The following is a 16,760-nucleotide window of genomic DNA, read 5'->3' as shown; positions in this document are numbered from 1 at the left end:
ACGGACCCTCGCGGTCACGCACGTGACCAGGCTCGGCCACGTGACCCTCGCGGTCACGCACGTGACCAGGCTCGGCCACGTGACCCTCGCGGTCACGCACGTGACCAGGCTCGGCCACGTGACCCTCGCGGTCACGCGCCGACCTCTCCCAGCCAGTCCACCGCTCAGGTCGCCAGGCCGCCCTGTCCTCCCCGTACTCGGGCCGGCGCGCCGGCTCGGCGGCGCGCATCCGCCGCCGGTCGCCGGGCCACTCCTGCCACGTCTCGCGCCGCGCGCGCTCGCCCGCCTCCCAGCGGCCGAACTCCCGCTCTTCGACGGCGCGCGGGTCCCGCGACTCATCCCACGGGTCCGGGACGGGGGCCGCGGGGCCGTTCATGGTGGAGGATTCATCGGCGACGGAAGTGGTGGCGGTGCGCAGGATGGTCGTCAGGCCGCCGTCCCCCTCACGCAGCCGGGCCACCGCCGCCACCTCCACCTCCTCGGCGCCCGACGGCACGGACAGCACCACCTGTACGGCCTTCTCCGACGAGACGTCCCCCAAGTGGCACGCCTGCGCCCCGGGCACCGCCACCCCCTCGGGCGCGGTCAGCGCACGGGCGGCCAGCGCCCGGGCGGTGATCTCCGCGCCCCCGGGGTCGGGCGTGTCGGATGGAGGGACATGACGAGCACAGGACAGCCCGGTGAGCGAGTGCACGGGCGTCGCCGCCACCGCCAGACTCGCGTCCTCGGCCATGCCGCTCAGCCGCACCTCGTACCGGAGCACGTCGCCTGTCCTGATCCACCTGACCATGCCGGCGGGATCATCCACCCGTTCCAGCACCATGGCCACGCCCGCCGCTGCCGCGGGCACGACCGGGGCCGCCACCAGGGCCAGGACCCCGGCCACCATCCAGCCACGGTTCATCGTGACGCCTCCCCCGACGTGACGAAATAACGCTTAGTAATCGTTATGTCACCGAGAGCGACGTCTCAATCCTGTGCGAGGAGTTTCTCCACCGCCTCCATCAGAGGCAGGTCCGCCGCCAGCCAGGCCACGTCGTAGTACTCCCCGGGTTCCAGCCAACGCAACGCCAGGTGCTCACGGGCCTGCGGGGTTCCCGAGGCGACGCGGGCCAGCCAGGCGCGCATCACGTAGCCGCCGGTGGACAGCGGCCAGTCGCCGCCCACCCGCTCGCCCACCTCGATCTCCACGCCGAGCTCCTCGCGGCACTCCCGTACGAGGGCCTCGATCTCGCCCTCCCCGGGATCGACCTTCCCGCCGGGGAACTCCCACCCGCCCATCAGCGCCGGCGGCTCGGCCCGCTGCGCGGCCAGCACCCGACCGCCCGGCCCGACGATCACCGCGGCCACCACGATCACCGTCATAGCGCGGGATCCCCCAGCTTGGCGAGCTGGCCCTGCACGTCGGGGTTCTGCAGCGGCCGGGTGAAGCCCACGATCTTGTCGCGGCCCTCGTAACTGGTCACCTTGATCGGCCCGCACAGGCGGCAGCGCGCCTCCACCATCTTGCCCTTCGACACGACCAGCCCGACGTGCCCCGGCCGATCCGGTCCCGTGCCCGGCCCCGAGTCGAAGAACACCAGGTCGCCCGGCTGCTCGTCGCCCTGCTGGATCTTCACCCCGAACGGCCACTGCCCGAACGTGGTGCGCGGGATCGACAGCCCCGCGTGCCGGTACGCGGCGTAGATGATGCCCGAGCAGTCGAACGCGTCCGGCCCGGTGCCGCCCCAGAGGTACGGCTTCCCCCGCTGGTCCAGCGCGAAGCCGAGAATCTTGGCCACCACGTCGCTGGGCGCGGCCTCGACCAGCGGCTCGTCACACGCGTCGTCAGCCTCCGGCGGCACCTCGACCTCCCCGGACTCGGCGTACTTGCGGGCGATCTCCTCGACCTGGTCGACGTACCACCAGGCGCGGTTGTAGACGAACAGCGCCCGCCGCACGTTCTCCGGGGCGCCGTTGCGCTTGAGCATCTTGGCCGCCCCGAGGATCGCGTCGGCCGGGTTGTAGACGTCGCCGACGCCGTCACCGTCGCCGTCGGAGGCGTAGCCGTTGAACCGCGACGACACCGGGATCCTGGCCTTGCCGCCCCACGTGCTGATCAGGAACTGCATCGGCCCGGCCGCCCCGGCGTAGTTGGTGCCGCTCTTCACCCCCGGCAGGGTGGACCGGCCATGATCGGTCTCACGCTTGCCCACGGCGGCCAGGATCGTCCACTGGACCCCTAACTTCTCCCCGTGCTCCTTGTACAGCTTCAGGTATTCGGACGGGATGTCGGCGGCGGCCGAGTCGGACGCCTCCTGCACGCCGGCGCCGTCGTCGGTGCAGTCGGGCAGTTCGCCGCCGGAGCCGATGATCGAGGGGATCGAGGTCATCAGCATCGGCGAGATGATGGCCAGGAGCAGCACGAGCACCCCGGCGACGACGGCCGCGACGACGGCCCGGGTCCGGTTCACCCCTGGGTGTCCCCCTCCTGGCCCTCGCTGGCCGGCTGGAGGTCGAACACGCGCCAGTCGGAGCCGAGCTGGCTGACCGTGACCGCGTAGTCCCCCGACAGTTGCCGGGTGCCGCTCTTCGCGGTGATCTGCTGCGTTCCGGAGACCACGAACACGATGGACGCCTTCTCGATCTGCCTGATTTCCCGGAGTTTCGCCGTGGCCGTGGAGACCACCTGGTCGGCGCGGTTCTGCTCCACGGTGCCGGGCGAGGTGAGGGTACGGGCGAGCACGTTGCCCAGGTCGGCCGTGGTGTAGCGGCGCACCCGGGCCGCGTACGCGGCCGGATCCTCGTCATGGCGGAACGTCGCGTACTCGGCCGTGAACCGCTCGGCCAGATCGGCGGCGGCGGCCAGTTGCTCCTTCGACATGGGCAGGTAGGCGTAGACGTCGAACGGCGCGCCGCTGGCGGTCGCCAGCGGCGTGGCCGGGATGACGGGCGAGGTGGTGATACGGGGCGCGGCCCGCTCCTCGGCGGCGGGCTCGCGGGAGTCCGGCCACATGGTCAGGTAGAGGCCGACGGCGGCGACCACCACCACGATGGCGGCGAAGACCAGCCCTCGCCTGTCACCCGGCTGCGCCACGGTCTAGTCCTTGTCGGGGTTGGTGGGGTTGAGCCAGAAGGGCACCTCGGGCTCGCTCCTGCGCGAGCTGCTGCCCCACAGCGGCGGCGGCTCGGAGCCGCGCCGGTCGGAGTCGGAGCGGTCGAAGAACCCGCCTCCCGAGCCGCCCCCGAAGACGCGGCCGTCGGGGTTGCGGCCGAAGACGCCGCCGGAGGACCCGTTGTCGCTCCACCGGGAGCGCCCGGACCGCGACCCGCCGGACCGCGACCCGCCGCCGAACAACGACCCACCGGAACCGGAACCGCCACCGGACCCGCCGAACCGCGACCGACCCGACCCGGAACCGCCCGATCCGCCTGATCCGCCGAACAACGACCCGCCGCCGGACCGCGACCGGCCCGATCCGGAACCCCCGGACCGTGAGCCACCGGACCCGCCAGAGCCACCCGACCCGCCGAAGCGCGAGCGCGAACCGCTCGACGAGGCCCCGCCGCGCGGCGCCCAGCCACCACCGGCACCGCCGAACCAACCGCCCCCGCCGGACGCACCAGAGCCGGCGGACCCACCGGCGCCACCGCCTCCGGACCCGCCGGAAACCCGGGGGCCGCCCGAGCCGGAGCCGCCCGAGCCCCGGGGACCACCGGCCGCCCGGGCTCCGCCCGCACCGGCGCCCGACCGCACGGGACCGCGCCCGGCAGCGCCGCCCCGCCCGTTCGCCCCGTTCAGGTTGAGCGGCGGCGCGTCGCCCTTGCGCGCCTCGGGCACGCCCCTGCCGACGCCCTTGGCGCCCTGCTGCTCCTTGTCCAGCGGCGCGGGCACGCGCACGCCCGAGGCGCCCTCGCCCTCCTCGCCCCTGGCCCGCCCCTGGGCGACCCCGGCGGCGGCCGCGCCGGCCACCCCTCCGGACGCCGCGGCCGTGATGAGCGGCTCGGCCTTGCGCACTCCCCAGCGCCCGATCCGCGCCGACGCCACCGGCGGCAGCACGTTCGCCGAGCGCTCCAAGGTCCGCGAGCTGGCCGCCTCGCCGAGCATCCGGGTGGCGAGCGTGTGCCCGTTGATCGAGGCGAACAGGTGCTGGAACGGTCTGCGGTAGAAGAACACCGCGATCGTCAGCAACGCCATGAACAGGATCTGCAGCCCCCATGGCATCGCCGTCGAGATGATCAGCGCGTACCCGTACACGAGCACCCCGAGCACGAGCGCCAGCACGGCCTGCCGGAGCAGCGTGCCGACGAGCATCTCCACCCAGCGCATGGCGATGATCCGCCCGCTGCCCGGATGCACGCCGATGAGCAGGAACACCGGCCCGAGTATCAGCAACAGCAGGAAGCCCACCTTCAGCACCAGCAGCGACACCGCCACCAGGAAGATGAGCACCCCGGCCACCATGGCGGCGATCAGCGCCCCGATGGCCACGCCCAGCCGGCTCGTCCAGTCACGGCCGGAGAAGATGAAGTAGCGCGAGTCGTTTCTCAGCTTGTCGGCGACCTCGGCGTACTTCGCCTGGTGGGCGCCCACGTCGGGAGCAGGATTCTCGGCCGTCGCGGCCGGGATGGACTGGGTCTCCAGCATGACCCGGCCGAAGTCGCGCACGATCGGCTGGTTGGGGTCGGCGGTGCCGAACATGCCCATCAGCCACGGCTTGCACACCAGCGTGGACCAGAGGGCGTCGGCGTTCTGGTCGACGCCGGGCGTGCCGTTCTGCCCGAAGCCGCCGGCCCGCACCTGGGGGTTGGTCTCGCCGGGCGGCGGGAGGCAGGACGCGCCGCCCGCGCCGGGCAGGCCGGAGAAGGCGGAGTTGACCACTTCGCCGGTCTTGTCCGTGACGACCTTGCCCAGCCCGGTGAAGTCCTGCGGCCGGCTGAGGAACCAGGTCGCGACCGTGACCGCGAGCACCATCCAGATCACGCCCTCGGCGGTGGTGGTGGCCCGCTTGCGGATCAGCCCGTACCAGGCGAGCCAGATCGCGCCGAGGATGACGACCGGCTGGAGATACGGCCAGTACATGGCCTGCGACAGGTTCGTGACGATGTCGTCGACCACGTCCTTGATCGCCTGGAGCGGTCCCTCGGTGGCCGCGGCCTGGTACGTCGTGATGGTCAGCCGGTCGATGGCCTTGGCCCACAGGAAGATCGTGTTGGCCCAGGAGTTGCCGAGCACGGCGGCGATGTCGGAGCAGCCCAGCTCGTGCGTGTGCCAGAACTGCCCGGACATGCCGAACTGGCCGTAGTTGGTGACGGGCTGCGCCGCGCCGCCCTCGGGGACCGGTGGCTGGATCATGCCGTCGACGCCGCTGCCGATCACCTCGGGCGCGAGCTCGCCCGACAGGTCGCAGGGCGCGGCCGCGGCCGGCGACGTGGCGCCGATCACGACGGGCACCACGACGAAGCCGAGCAGCACCGTCACCACGGCGAGCGCCCACCGCCTGGGTAGCCGGATCTTCATGACCGCACCTCCTGCGCCCTGCCGATGCCCCCCTGAAGATCATCATGCCCGTCGCCGTCGGGTTTGTCGTGCGTCGGGTTCGTGTCGAGCCAACGGAGAAGTTCCTCCGAGATGAGGTCCACCCCGATGCGGCCCGCCCTGCCGTCCAGATCGCGGAACACGCACTCCCCGTTGCCCAGCGAGCGGAGCACGGCCTTGTGCTCCTCCAGGGGCTCCACCCCGAGCAGTGACATCACGTGGTCGACCTCCACCCGTTCGGTCGACCGGAAGGCGAACACGGACGACAGGCAGTTCGTCACCTGCTCGTTGAGCAGGTCGCCCGCGTTCTGGCTGACAAGCACCAGCGCGGTGTTGCGGGAGCGGCCCATCCGGCTGACCTCGGGCACCAGCTTCGCGCCCTCCGGCGTGGAGGTGATCGCCCACGCCTCGTCCAGGAAGATGGCCTTGGGCGCGCGCCGGTCGAGCCCGTTCATCAGCCGCCGGGCGAACTGGGACACCAGGTAGAGCAGCGCCACCGAGAGCCGCTGCTCGTAGGAGTAGTCGTCCCTGGTCGTGGCCACGTCCGGCAGGGTCAGCCCGCCGAGCGTGAACACGGTGGTCCAGCCCTCGCTGTCGATCTGGTCGCCGCCTGACGGGTCGAAGCAGAGCCTGGCCAGGTGCATCTCGGACATCGAGCGCAGCACCGCGCCGAGGTTCTTCGACGCGGCGTCCTCGGCCCGCTCCAGGTGGTCGACGACCTTGCCGAGCGACGGGTCCGGTTGGTTGGACACCGCCGCCACCGCCTGGATCATGGCCGACTCGCGCTCCTCCGACATGCGCGGCAGCAGCAGCCGGAGCGTCTCGGTGGCCATCGTCTTCTTGGCCGCGATGTCGTCGCCGAACGAGAACGGGTCGAGCAGGCCGGGCGCGGCCGCCCCGAGCGGGATGATCCGCGCCTTGCGGCCCCGCTTGTCGAGCAGCCGCACCAGCGACTCGGCGTCGCCCTTCGGGTCGATCACCGCCACCGTGACGCCGCGCAGCGCCATCTGGTAGATCATCAGCAGCGCGAGCGTGGTCTTGCCGCCGCCCGGCTCGCCGGTGATCGCGATCGCCGTGGGCCGGTTGCGGCTCGCGGCCAGCAGCGGATCGAAGTGGACGATGCTGCGGGCCCGGCCGACGGTCTCGCCGATGTAGGGGCCCAGCCAGCCCTCGCCGTCATGTTCGAGCCGGTCGCCGAGATCGACGGTCGCCGTGGCCATGCCGCCCGCGATCGTCCGCAGCGGCTGCCGCTGGGCATAGGCGTTGATCTTGACCCGCTCGCCCGGCAGCGACTCGCAGAACAGCGAGAACTGGTCGCCCGTCGAGTTCACCACGTCGATGCCCATGTCGCGGTAGTGCTCGACGACCGCCTCCACCCGCTGCACGCAGATGTCCTCGGTCGGGGCCGAAACGATCAGCCGGTGCCACCCGTACACGAACGGCAGCCGCTCCTTGGTGATGCCGTGCTCCAGCATCCGGGCCGCGTCGATCTGCTCCGCCAGCGCCAGCGGCGCCTCCGCGCCCGCCTCGCGGATGTGGATGTCCATGTCGCGGGCGTGCGCCAGCTTGCGCGCCACGTCGCGGGACGCCTTCACCGGCGGGATCAGCCGCATCCTGGACGAGATCTCCACCGGGAACGGCAACTGGTCGGCGAAGTGCATCCACGGCTCGCCGTCGGGGAACGGCATCAGGTCGGGGAACCGCGCGAACGACAGGTGGGCCACGTACGAGTCGCCCTGCGGCTGCACGACGCGCAGCAGCGACCGGCCGTTGTGGATCTCCCCCTCGACCAGCGCCTCGATCTCGCCCTTGCCCCAGCGCCGCTTCGGGCTGGCCGACGGCGGCCCGTCGGCGAGCCCGCCCGCCGCCGCGTGCTGGAACAACCACGCCACCTCCGTGGAGGTGGCGTGCCTGGCGTAGAGGGCGCTGGAGGCGAGTGCCCGCCCGAGCCGTTCGGCCTGTTCGGTCCAGCGCGTGATCTCGCCGTCCGGCACGTGGTCGTCATCCAGGCCCAGCACCTTCTCCGTACGCTGGTAGAACCCGAGAAGCTGGGCCAGCGCGCCCGCGCCGAGCTGCTTGCCCCGCGCCCCCAGCCGGACCCCGAGATAGACCTCCTTGGTCCAGAAGTCCTTGGCCCAGACGTGGCGGTACATCTCCTCCAGGTAGTCGCGCCACCCAGGCCCCTCGTCGGAGGTGCCGTTGAGCGCCATCGCCCACTCGGCCGCCGGGTAGGCCCGATGCGCCACCCGCAGGTGCACCTCGGCGTCGGGCATCCTGATCGCGGCCAGCGCGATCGTGATGTTGGTGGCCAGCGCCTCGCGCTCCTCCGGCGTGACGAACTCGTAGCTGACCGTCGGAAGGCGGAAGTACGCCCACGCGCACGTGTCCGTGAGCAGGATGCGGTCGTCGAAGAAGCGGACGGCCAGGCGCTGCTGCGCACGGGACGCCCTGCTCATGCCGCCCCCTCAGCGCATGAACGGGCCAGACCTGCTCGGATGTTCACTTAACGCTCACCGATTCTCGTGCCCGGGGGGTCACTCGCCAACTCCTCTTCGCTAGGTCGGATCCTCTGTGCCGCGAAGCCTGCGACCACGACCCCCGCGAGCGCCAGGTACGCCCTCCTGCCGGCCGTGCGCAACCGCCCGGGATCCACGACCTCCACCCCGCCGGGGGCCAGGTCGTCCTCCCAGGGCACCCTGACGATGGCCCGGCACCTGCCGCTGGCCACCGCCTCCGCCTGCTCGACGTCCGGCATCGAACGCCTGCTCACCCCGTTGACCACCATGACCGCGCGCCGCCTCAGGTCGGCGCAGCCATGGCCGTCGAGCCACTCGTACGTCATCCCGACCGCCTCGGGCGCCTCCTCGCTGGCGGGCACCACGAGCACGAGCTGGTCCGCGTACGGGAGCACGCGTGCGGCCAGCGCGGCGGCCGGGTCGATCACGGTCAGCTTGTAGTGCCGGTCGAGCAGGGCCAGGGCGTCGCCCAGCCGGTCGTCCGAGAAGAGACTGCGGTCGGCCAGCCGCTGCTCGGCCTCCGCGTCGCCGTCGGCGCCCACCACCTCCAGGCCCGAGGAGGTGCGGGTGGTGTAGCCGCGCATCCTCAGGTAGCCGCCGACCTGGGGCAGCCCGGCCAGCAGCGACGTCAGCGTCTCGGGCGTCTCCGGCTCGATCCTGCTGCTCAGCGTGCTCGCGCCACTGCTGGCGTCGACGGCCACCACGCGGTCGTCGCGGTAGTGGGCCAGCGTGTGACCCAGCATCAGCGCCGTCGTGCTCTGACCCGCGCCGCCCGTGCAGCCGAGCACCACGATCCGGCGGCTGCCGCTGAACACGCTCCTGGCCCGCGCCTCGTCGATCTCGGACCCGTCGCCGCGCACCCCGTTCCCGCCGACCACGACCCGCGCGACCCGCCGCCACCCGCCGGAGTCCCGCCCCACGACGGACTCGACCCGCCGCACCCTGGCCTCCCCCGCCCGAGGCCCCGGCACGATCACCCCATCAGCACCCTCGACATCCCGCCTACCCCCATCACCCCGTACGTCCCGCACCCCACCATCGCGCAGGTCCCGCCCACCCGCAGCCCGGCCCTCATCAGCGCGCTTCCCAGAAGACGCATCCCGCGACTCACCAGCACGAGTCCCGAGCTGGGCATCCCCTCCGCCGCCAGCCCGCGACCCACGCTCCGAGTCGCGCGGGTCTCCGTCGCGAGTCCCAGGCACATCCCGCCCATCCTCAGCCCGGACCCCGCGCTCCACATCCCGCAAGTCACCGTCACGCTTCCCAGAAGGCGCGTCCCGCAAGTCTTCGGCACCCGCTCCCGCGCGTGCATCCCGCCGGTCGCCAGCCCGCGTCCCGAGGCGTCCCTCCCGCGCATCCCCACCGCGCGTCCCGCGCTCCGCCTCACGCGACTCGCCAGCGCCCGTCCCCGCGCGTGCCTCCCGCCGATCGCCAGCCCGTGTCCCGGGAGCTGCTTTCTGCCCGCTCCCAGCGCGCGTCCCGCGCTGCGCGTCGTGCGAGTCGTCGGCGTGCGTCTCTTGCCCGCGAGCGGTGTCCGTGTCCTGCCCTGCTTCGGACCGCGTCTCCGGGTCCGGTACGGGATGCTCGCCGGCGGCCTGAGCCTCTGGGCGATCGGCAGGCTCGGGGTCGGTGGACACCGCCCGAAGTCCGCGGCGCCGCACCGACGTGTCCACCACGAGGCGTACCTCGCCCGCACCCTCCTGGGTTACGGGCAAGTCCTGCTCTTCGACGGCTTCGGTCTCTTCCCGCCCACGCTCGGACCGCGCCGTCGCGCCGTCCCCCTCGTGCTCGGCAGGCCCGGGAGTACCGGACGCACTCGCCGCGTCCTCGCCTTCTCGGATCTCGTGCGAGCCCTCAGCATCCGTCCTGCCATGCTCCCCGGACAGGGACTCCCCACCCGGAACACCACCGCGCCCGACCGATGAGGCGTCCCCGGACGGGGACTCCGCACCCGGCGCGCCATCCCGCGCGTCCGGCGAGGCAACCTCCTCGGGCGGGGACTCACTGTCCCGTACGACCGGCGAGGAGGATGCTCGCCCACCCGGCGTACCGGCGCCTTCCCCGGAGGGGGCGCTGTCTTCACGAGGGGACGGCCGGTCGGAGGAGGTGTCGGCTGTTTTCGGGGTCTCGTCTCGTCTGGTGGGGAACACCTGGTCGGAGCCGCGCAGAGGCCGAGACAACGTGACCGGCCGGGAGTCGGGGGTCAGCGGCGCCCAGCTCCGCTGCGCTTCGGCGAGCAGGGCGGGGTTGAGCTTCGGTGGCTGCCCCTTGCGGTGCTGGCTCCTGGCCGCCTCGTCCTCCCGCCCCTGCTCGGGCGCGGGGCGCGCGGCGCCGGCCGGGGGCCCGTCGGCGCTGGCGGCCAGCTTGCGGAGGCGCCGCAGCGCTTCGGTGTCGATCGGCTTGGCCCCGGTCTCCTGACGCGACCTGCGTCCGCCGGTGTCCGCGCGAGAGTCCTCCTCTTGCGAAGCCGCGGGCGGCACGTCGGAAGGCGGAACCGCTGGTACGGTCCCGCCCTCGGAAACCGGCTGACGTTCCACTTCTGCGGCCTCGCGCTCCGGCGTCTCGGTGTCGCGAACCAGGCGAAGCTCCCGTACCGGCATGCGGGAAGCGGTGGGTTCGCCCGAGTGGACCCGCTCACGTACGGGAGCGGAATCGTCGGCGGGCGGAGCCGCGGGCTCCTGGGACGGGAGGGCGGGCGGAGCGCCGGGCCGGGTCCGGGAGCCCCAGCCCGTGCGGGCGGGCTCCACCGCGGTGGCGGGAAGCCGGGCCGACTCCGCGACCGTGACCGTGAGCTGGGCGGCCGCCACGGGAGCCTGGGCCGCGGCGGCAGCGGCGGCGGCCACCGCGGGCCGGACCTGCCGCGGACCCGTCGCCGGCGCGCGCTTGCGCGCGGGCTTGCGGGACTTGCGAGCGGCCTTGCGGGACTTGCGAGCGGCCTTGACCCGTACGGGGTAGGCGCGCCAGACGCGGGCCGAGAAGGTGACGGTGTCGGGCTCCGACAGGGAGGCCAGGCGGTACCACGCCTTCGGCTCCCCCAGGTAGCGCAGCTGGGACTCCAGCAGCTCGGTGAGCCGCTTGCCCTCGATGACCGGCCGGGTGGACAGCCATGTCACGATGCCCGGCGGCACCAGGAAGAGCACGTGCCAGGGCATCGCCACCGGCACGCCGATGACCCAGAGCAGGAGCGACCACGGGACGAAGACGCCGACGAACACGCCGATCCAGACGATCGGGAGCGGCATGGGCAGCCGTAGGTCGTACAGCTTGTAGAGCCGCTTCTCGATACGCCAGATGTTCGTGTACGTGGGCAGGTCCACGCGGTCCTCCTCTCCACCCGCTCGTTCATGACCACAGGAGAGTGGTCTCAACCCTTACTGGATGCCGAGGGCACCCGCGATCGCCTTGGCCGTCACCTCGATGATGTTGGGTACGTAGAAGATCACTCCGATGGCCACGGCCAGGATGAGGAACTGCACGAACCGCGTGATCTCGCGCGTGAAGAGGAAGAACAGCGCGACCACGGACACGACGACGAGGAAGAGCGGGGCGAAGAACGCGCGCAGGAACTCGGCGAGCCCTTCTGTGTTGACGCCGGTGGGTGCGGGTGTCGGCGTCATCTCGATCAGGTTGAGCAATAGGGTTTTCACGATCACTTCTTGTCCTCCCGGGGGGTGCCGATCAGCAGGACGCTGTTATCCGACGACACGACCGGCGCCACGGATGTCGTCGACGTACCATTTGTCGCCCTGTTTCTCGACTGTGAGGCGGTATGCCTGCTGGAGGCGGCCGTCCGTCACGCCGGGTTCGGCGGTGACGTCGGGGTCGGTGGACGCGGGCGCGCTGCCGGGCACGACCCAGACCACGACCGCCTCGATCTCTCTTGTGGCACCCCCCACAGGCACCACGACGCTTTTGAGCTCGGCGAAGCTGAAGGCGCCAGCGAAGCTCGGCAGGCTCGTGCCGGCGGTGACGTAACGCTGAAGTTCGGCGGTGTTGCCAGAGGCGTAGTTGCGGAAGAAGCCCTCCAGCTGCGGCTTGAGCTCGGCGGTCGCCGCGTCGTCGGTCTCCGGCCCGGCCACCTGGGGCAGCTGGGCGGGGGCGGGCGCGGGCAGGATCGCGGGCCAGCCCGAGACGACGAACCGCCGGCCGTCGTCGCCACCCGAGTAGTAGACCGGCACCGACAGGTGGAGCCTGCGCGGGCCGGACTGGAAGGCCACCGTGACGACGGCGTTGGCGTCGTCGGCGACCTCGATGTCGTACGGCTGGATGGCGACGGCGCCCAGCTTGCCGTTGCCGTCCCAGCCGAGTTGCTGGTCCATGCCCTCGGCGACGAAGGCGGCCAGCTTGCTGGACCTGCTCACGGCGTCTTCCGGGCTGAAATTCAGGTAGACGCCGGCGAACTGGGCGGCGAACGCCATGGCCTGGTCGTCGGGAAAACCGCTGCCCACTTGCGCAGACTCATTCGGAGCGGCGGCGTTTTGCCCGGTAAACCGCTCGAATGGGGCACGGATCCCATTTACCACGATTACTACGATAAGCGCCCACAGGACTATGCGGCCCGTCCAGACGAGCCACCGCCCGCCGCCACCCGACCAACCGCCGCGCCGCGGCCTGCGCGGCGGCGGCGCGTCGTATCCGGTGTCGGGGTGTGCTGAAAGCTCGGGCCCGCCAGTGGTCCGAGGACCGTGCTGGACGGTTGACCTACGAGCCATCACGCCTCCGCTCGCGCCAATCGCCCCGGCTGGCGCGGTGTCGTCCGTTGCCGATCCCCATCATCCGCGGTGAAGCAGTCACCTTATCCGGTCTCCGCCATTGTTCCAGGAAAGCCACGCCCATGCTGCAAGCATCGCCGTCCAGGGGCAAACCGAGTCCGCATAGGACGCACCCGGCGCGCCGATTTGTGTGTGTTCCCTGCCGAAAGGGCATTCGACCAGGCCAGAGACCTAAGAACGCATAACCCGACCGCCACGAATACCTGTCCTCATGGCGGAGCAATGGCTTTGACCTGCGATTTCCTCGGACTCCGATACCCGCTCGGTCTGCCATCGGGGCACGGCCGGCGGAGATCCGGCTGTTCGGCGACGCGGGACGCCGGGGCTCCCACCCCCGGACTGCCCGGCCGCGGGGGCGTCAGGCCGGTTCGCCGGGGCGGTGGTCGCGGAGCCCTGCCGGGTGGACGGCGCGCTCCAGGGAGCCGCGCAGCTCCGCCAGCACGCTCGTGGCGGCGTCGCGGCCGCGCAGCCGGGCCACCACTTCTTCGCGCTCGCCCGCCTTCATGCGGAGGTAGTCGTCGCGGTCGACGCGCAGGCCGTACATCAGCTCGACCCGCAGGAGCGCGAGCTCCTCCTCCAGGCTGATGCCGGTGAGTCTGGGCGCCGGACGCCGGTTCCTGATGATGCGACGGAGCATGGGCCCTCCCGAGTCAGCGTGGCCGCCGTGACCGTTCGACGCGCGGGAGGCCCAAGTGGTTGACGCGGAAGAGATCCCGCAATCAGATGTTTAGCTTCCGGGTAATTGTGACAGATCACACATCAGCGGCACGGGCCACGAACACGAACTCGCGACCCGGCCGATCCGGAGCGTCCCTGACGTCCTCGACGCGGAAGCCGGCCTCCCGCAGCGAGCGCCCGACCTCCTCCCTCTCCCGGAAGCGCAGCGTCGAGTCCGAGGTGAGCACCGCGCCGTCGGCCGCGAACACGTACGTCTGGCGGAAGGTCACCAGCGGACCCGAGACGTCCAGGACGTCGCTCCACGACTCGACCGGGCCCACCTCCGGGATCTCGGTGACGGCGTGCGTGCGGGCCGGGTTCCACTCCTCCCAGGCGCGGCGGGCGGGGTCGCGGGTCTCGAAGGCGAGCACGCCGCCCGGCCGCAGCGCCGCGCGCACGCCGCGCAGGGTGGCGAGCCAGTCGTCGTCGGTGAGGAAGACCTGGGCCACGTTGCCCGTCATGGTGGCGAGGTCGGCCCGGATCGGCGGCAGCGGCGGCAGCACGGTGGCGTCGCCGAGGATCCAGCGCACCCGGCCGGCGCCCGGCTTGGCGCGGGCGACCGCCAGCGACGCCTCGGCGGGGTCCACGCCGACCACCTCGACGCCGCGCGCCGCGAGCAGGCAGGCGAACACGCCGGTGCCGCAGCCCACGTCGAGCACCCGCCGCGCGCCGAACTCCGTCACCATCGCGGCGTACGCGACGAGATCGCTCCGGTCGGCGTCGAGCGCGTCGTAGATCCGGGCGAGCCGAGGCTCGGCGTAGTGCGGATCAGGCATGAAATGACGCTATCGACCCGTACAACCGGTTTTCGGAGACCGGCTATACGTTGAAGCGGAACTCCACCACGTCGCCGTCCTGCATGACGTAGTCCTTGCCTTCGACGCGGGCCTTGCCGGCCGCGCGGGCGGCCGCGATCGAGCCGACCTCCACGAGGTCGTCGAACGAGACCACCTCGGCCTTGATGAAGCCGCGCTGGAAGTCGGTGTGGATGACCCCGGCCGCCTCCGGCGCGGTGGCGCCCTTGGGGATGGTCCAGGCGCGCGACTCCTTGGGCCCGGCCGTCAGGTAGGTCTGCAGGCCGAGGGTCTCGAAGCCGACCCGGGCGAGCTTGCTCAGCCCGGACTCGTGCTGGCCGACGGACTCCAGCAGCTCCATGGCCTCCTCCTCGTCGAGCTCGGCCAGCTCGGACTCCAGCTTGGCGTCGAGGAACACCGCCTCGGCGGGCGCGACCAGGGCCGACATCTGGGCCTTCAGCGCGTCGTCGACCAGCTCGTCGGAGTCGACGTTGAACACGTAGAGGAACGGCTTGGCCGTCAGCAGGTGGAGCTCGCGCAGGTCGGGGCCGCCGAGCCCGCTCTCGAAGATGGTCTTGCCGGTCTCCAGGACGGCGAGCGCGGCCTGGGCCGCCTCCAGCGCGGGCTTCTTGTCCTTGTTGTGGCGAGACTCCTTCTCCAGGCGCGGGATGGCCTTCTCGACCGTCTGCAGGTCGGCCATGATCAACTCGGTGTTGATCGTCTCGATGTCGCGCTTGGGGGAGATGTCGCCGTCGACGTGGGTGACGTCGGGGTCGTCGAAGACCCGGATCACCTGGCAGATGGCGTCGGTGTCGCGGATGTTGGCGAGGAACTGGTTGCCCCTCCCCTGCCCCTCCGACGCGCCCTTGACCAGGCCCGCGATGTCGACGAACTCCACCTTGGCGGGCAGGATGCGGGCGGAGCCGAAGATCTCGGCCAGCTTGGGCAGGCGCTCGTCCGGCACGCCCACGATGCCCACGTTGGGCTCGATGGTGGCGAACGGGTAGTTGGCGGCGAGGGCGTTGCCGGTCTTGGTCAGCGCGTTGAACAGCGTGGACTTACCGACGTTGGGCAGGCCGACGATGCCGATGGAGAGGCTCACGCCCAGCGAGTTTACTTGCTCCCCGAAGGCGGCCAGGCGTGTCGGGGGCCGATGCGGACGGGACGGGCTGCAATCATCGATCAGATGGATGTCGTCTCGCTTCTCCTCGGCCTGCTCATCGGCGCCGCCGTCGGGTTCCTCGTGGCCAGGACGAGGGCGGCGGTGCGGGTGGCCGAGGCCGACGCGCGCGCCAAGTCCGCCGGCGAGAAGCTCGTCTACGTCGAGGAGCAGCTCGCCGAGCGCTTCCAGGCCCTGTCCACCCGTGCGCTCGACGTCAACAACGTGCGTTTCCTGGAGCTGGCCGAGACCCGTCTCGCCGCCACCAGGGCGGAGGCGGCCGGCGATCTGGAGCAGCGCAGGCAGGCCGTCGAGCACCTGGTCGAGCCGCTGCGCGACGCGCTGGCGCGGGTCGAGACGCAGTTGCGCGACACCGAGTCCGGCCAGCGCGCGGCCCGGGCGGAGCTGGCCAAGGAGATGGAGTTCGTCCGCCACAGCCACGAGCAGCTCCGCTCCCAGACCATGGCGCTGGTGCGGGCGCTGCAGCGACCGGAGGCGCGCGGCCGATGGGGCGAGATGCAGCTGCGCCGGGTCGCCGAGATCGCCGGCATGCAGCGCCACTGCGACTTCGACGAGCAGGTCGCCGAGGGCCCGGTACGTCCCGACATGGTGGTCCGGCTGGCAGGCGGCAAGAACATCGTGGTAGACGCCAAGGTGTCGCTGGCCGCCTACCTGGAGGCCGCGGAGGCGGGCGACGAGTCGCTGGCCACGGTCCGGCTCGACGCGCACGCCCGGCACGTGCGCGAGCACGTCGACCGGCTGGCCGCCAAGTCCTACTGGCAGGCGTTCGCTCCCACGCCGGAGTTCGTGGTGCTGTTCATCCCCGGCGAGGCGTTCCTGGCGCCCGCGCTGGAGCGCGACCCCGCCCTGCTGGATTACGCGATGGCCCGCCGGGTGCACATCGCCACCCCGACCACGCTGATCACGATGCTCCGCACCGCTCACTACGCCTGGCAGCAGGCCGCGCTGAGCGAGAACGCGCGCGCGGTGTTCGAGCTGGGCAAGGAGCTGTACGAAAGACTGTCCTCGATGGGCCGGAACGTGGAGTCGCTCGGCAGGTCGCTGGCCCGTACCGTGGAGATGTACAACAAGACCGTCGGGTCGCTGGAGAGCCGGGTCCTGGTCACGGCACGCAAACTGCACGATCTGGGCGTCGTCGACGGCGAGCTCGACTCCCCCGAGATGGTCGAGGGCGTGCCGCGACCCCTGGCATCCCCCGAACTGCTCGAAACCACGTCTCTCATCACACACACGAACGGTAAGTTGGCCAACGGGTCGCAATAA

General features: G+C 71.8%; 13 protein-coding genes. 1 reads left to right on the top strand and 12 read right to left on the bottom strand.

All coding sequences use genetic code 11. From position 1 onward, the window contains the following. From ACZ6YG_RS24945 to ychF, 12 genes are all read right to left on the bottom strand, one after another. Window positions 1–904 (bottom strand): hypothetical protein (locus ACZ6YG_RS24945; protein ID WP_466019334.1); only part of this gene is annotated, 904 nt, incomplete at its 3' end. A gap of 65 nt (window positions 905–969) precedes the next feature. Then, a complete protein-coding gene (locus tag ACZ6YG_RS24940) occupies window positions 970–1,365 on the bottom strand; it encodes a (deoxy)nucleoside triphosphate pyrophosphohydrolase (RefSeq protein WP_148029209.1) in 396 nt (131 codons plus the stop codon). Beyond that, a complete protein-coding gene (locus tag ACZ6YG_RS24935; protein WP_261808300.1) occupies window positions 1,362–2,453 on the bottom strand; it encodes a C40 family peptidase in 1,092 nt (363 codons plus the stop codon). Before ACZ6YG_RS24935 ends, ACZ6YG_RS24940 begins: the two co-directional genes overlap by 4 nt. Then, window positions 2,450–3,076: a hypothetical protein gene (locus ACZ6YG_RS24930; protein ID WP_148029208.1), complete on the bottom strand. Its 627-nt coding sequence runs from the start codon at window positions 3,074–3,076 to the stop codon at window positions 2,450–2,452. The genes ACZ6YG_RS24935 and ACZ6YG_RS24930 overlap by 4 nt, the downstream gene beginning before the upstream one ends. 3 nt (window positions 3,077–3,079) lie before the next feature. Next, complete coding sequence (locus ACZ6YG_RS24925) at window positions 3,080–5,500, bottom strand: type IV secretion system protein (protein WP_466019333.1); 2,421 nt, start codon at window positions 5,498–5,500, stop codon at window positions 3,080–3,082. Further along, window positions 5,497–7,974 (bottom strand): ATP-binding protein, encoded by a 2,478-nt coding sequence (locus ACZ6YG_RS24920; RefSeq protein WP_148029206.1) that lies wholly within the window; start codon window positions 7,972–7,974, stop codon window positions 5,497–5,499. The genes ACZ6YG_RS24925 and ACZ6YG_RS24920 overlap by 4 nt, the downstream gene beginning before the upstream one ends. 47 nt (window positions 7,975–8,021) lie before the next feature. Continuing rightward, entirely contained in the window at window positions 8,022–11,351 is a 3,330-nt protein-coding gene (locus ACZ6YG_RS24915) for a TcpE family conjugal transfer membrane protein (RefSeq protein ID WP_466019332.1), read from the bottom strand. Window positions 11,352–11,405: 54 nt separating this feature from the next. Beyond that, window positions 11,406–11,651, bottom strand: a complete 246-nt coding sequence (locus tag ACZ6YG_RS24910; protein ID WP_231619207.1) for a hypothetical protein — start codon at window positions 11,649–11,651, stop codon at window positions 11,406–11,408. 75 nt (window positions 11,652–11,726) lie between these two features. After that, window positions 11,727–12,482 carry a conjugal transfer protein gene (locus tag ACZ6YG_RS24905; RefSeq protein ID WP_261808299.1) on the bottom strand — a complete coding sequence of 252 codons (756 nt, stop codon included), beginning with the start codon at window positions 12,480–12,482 and terminating at the stop codon, window positions 11,727–11,729. A gap of 682 nt (window positions 12,483–13,164) precedes the next feature. Then, the gene (locus ACZ6YG_RS24900; RefSeq protein ID WP_148029202.1) at window positions 13,165–13,443 is read right to left on the bottom strand and encodes a hypothetical protein; all 279 of its coding nucleotides are present in this window, start codon (window positions 13,441–13,443) and stop codon (window positions 13,165–13,167) included. Between the two features lie 115 nt (window positions 13,444–13,558). Next, the gene (locus tag ACZ6YG_RS24895) at window positions 13,559–14,299 is read right to left on the bottom strand and encodes a class I SAM-dependent methyltransferase (protein ID WP_148029201.1); all 741 of its coding nucleotides are present in this window, start codon (window positions 14,297–14,299) and stop codon (window positions 13,559–13,561) included. A gap of 43 nt (window positions 14,300–14,342) precedes the next feature. Then, window positions 14,343–15,419 (bottom strand): redox-regulated ATPase YchF, encoded by a 1,077-nt coding sequence (gene ychF / locus ACZ6YG_RS24890; protein WP_187280942.1) that lies wholly within the window; start codon window positions 15,417–15,419, stop codon window positions 14,343–14,345. Between the two features lie 84 nt (window positions 15,420–15,503). Here ychF and ACZ6YG_RS24885 point away from each other — a divergent pair, with 84 nt between their 5' ends. Continuing rightward, window positions 15,504–16,760, top strand: a complete 1,257-nt coding sequence (locus tag ACZ6YG_RS24885) for a DNA recombination protein RmuC (protein WP_148029200.1) — start codon at window positions 15,504–15,506, stop codon at window positions 16,758–16,760.

This window comes from Nonomuraea sp. NPDC054003, assembly GCF_055585125.1.
This window is presented reverse-complemented; position numbering and strand designations above follow the sequence as displayed.

What these genes read in the sequence shown, in the direction of transcription:
- ACZ6YG_RS24940 (WP_148029209.1), bottom strand. Translation starts at nt 1,365, where the DNA reads ATGACGGTGATCGTGGTGGCCGCGGTGATCGTCGGGCCGGGCGGTCGG.
- ACZ6YG_RS24925 (WP_466019333.1), bottom strand. Translation starts at nt 5,500, where the DNA reads ATGAAGATCCGGCTACCCAGGCGGTGGGCGCTCGCCGTGGTGACGGTG.
- ACZ6YG_RS24920 (WP_148029206.1), bottom strand. Translation starts at nt 7,974, where the DNA reads ATGAGCAGGGCGTCCCGTGCGCAGCAGCGCCTGGCCGTCCGCTTCTTC.
- ACZ6YG_RS24910 (WP_231619207.1), bottom strand. Translation starts at nt 11,651, where the DNA reads ATGACGCCGACACCCGCACCCACCGGCGTCAACACAGAAGGGCTCGCC.
- ACZ6YG_RS24900 (WP_148029202.1), bottom strand. Translation starts at nt 13,443, where the DNA reads ATGCTCCGTCGCATCATCAGGAACCGGCGTCCGGCGCCCAGACTCACC.
- ACZ6YG_RS24895 (WP_148029201.1), bottom strand. Translation starts at nt 14,299, where the DNA reads ATGCCTGATCCGCACTACGCCGAGCCTCGGCTCGCCCGGATCTACGAC.
- ACZ6YG_RS24885 (WP_148029200.1), top strand. Translation starts at nt 15,504, where the DNA reads ATGGATGTCGTCTCGCTTCTCCTCGGCCTGCTCATCGGCGCCGCCGTC.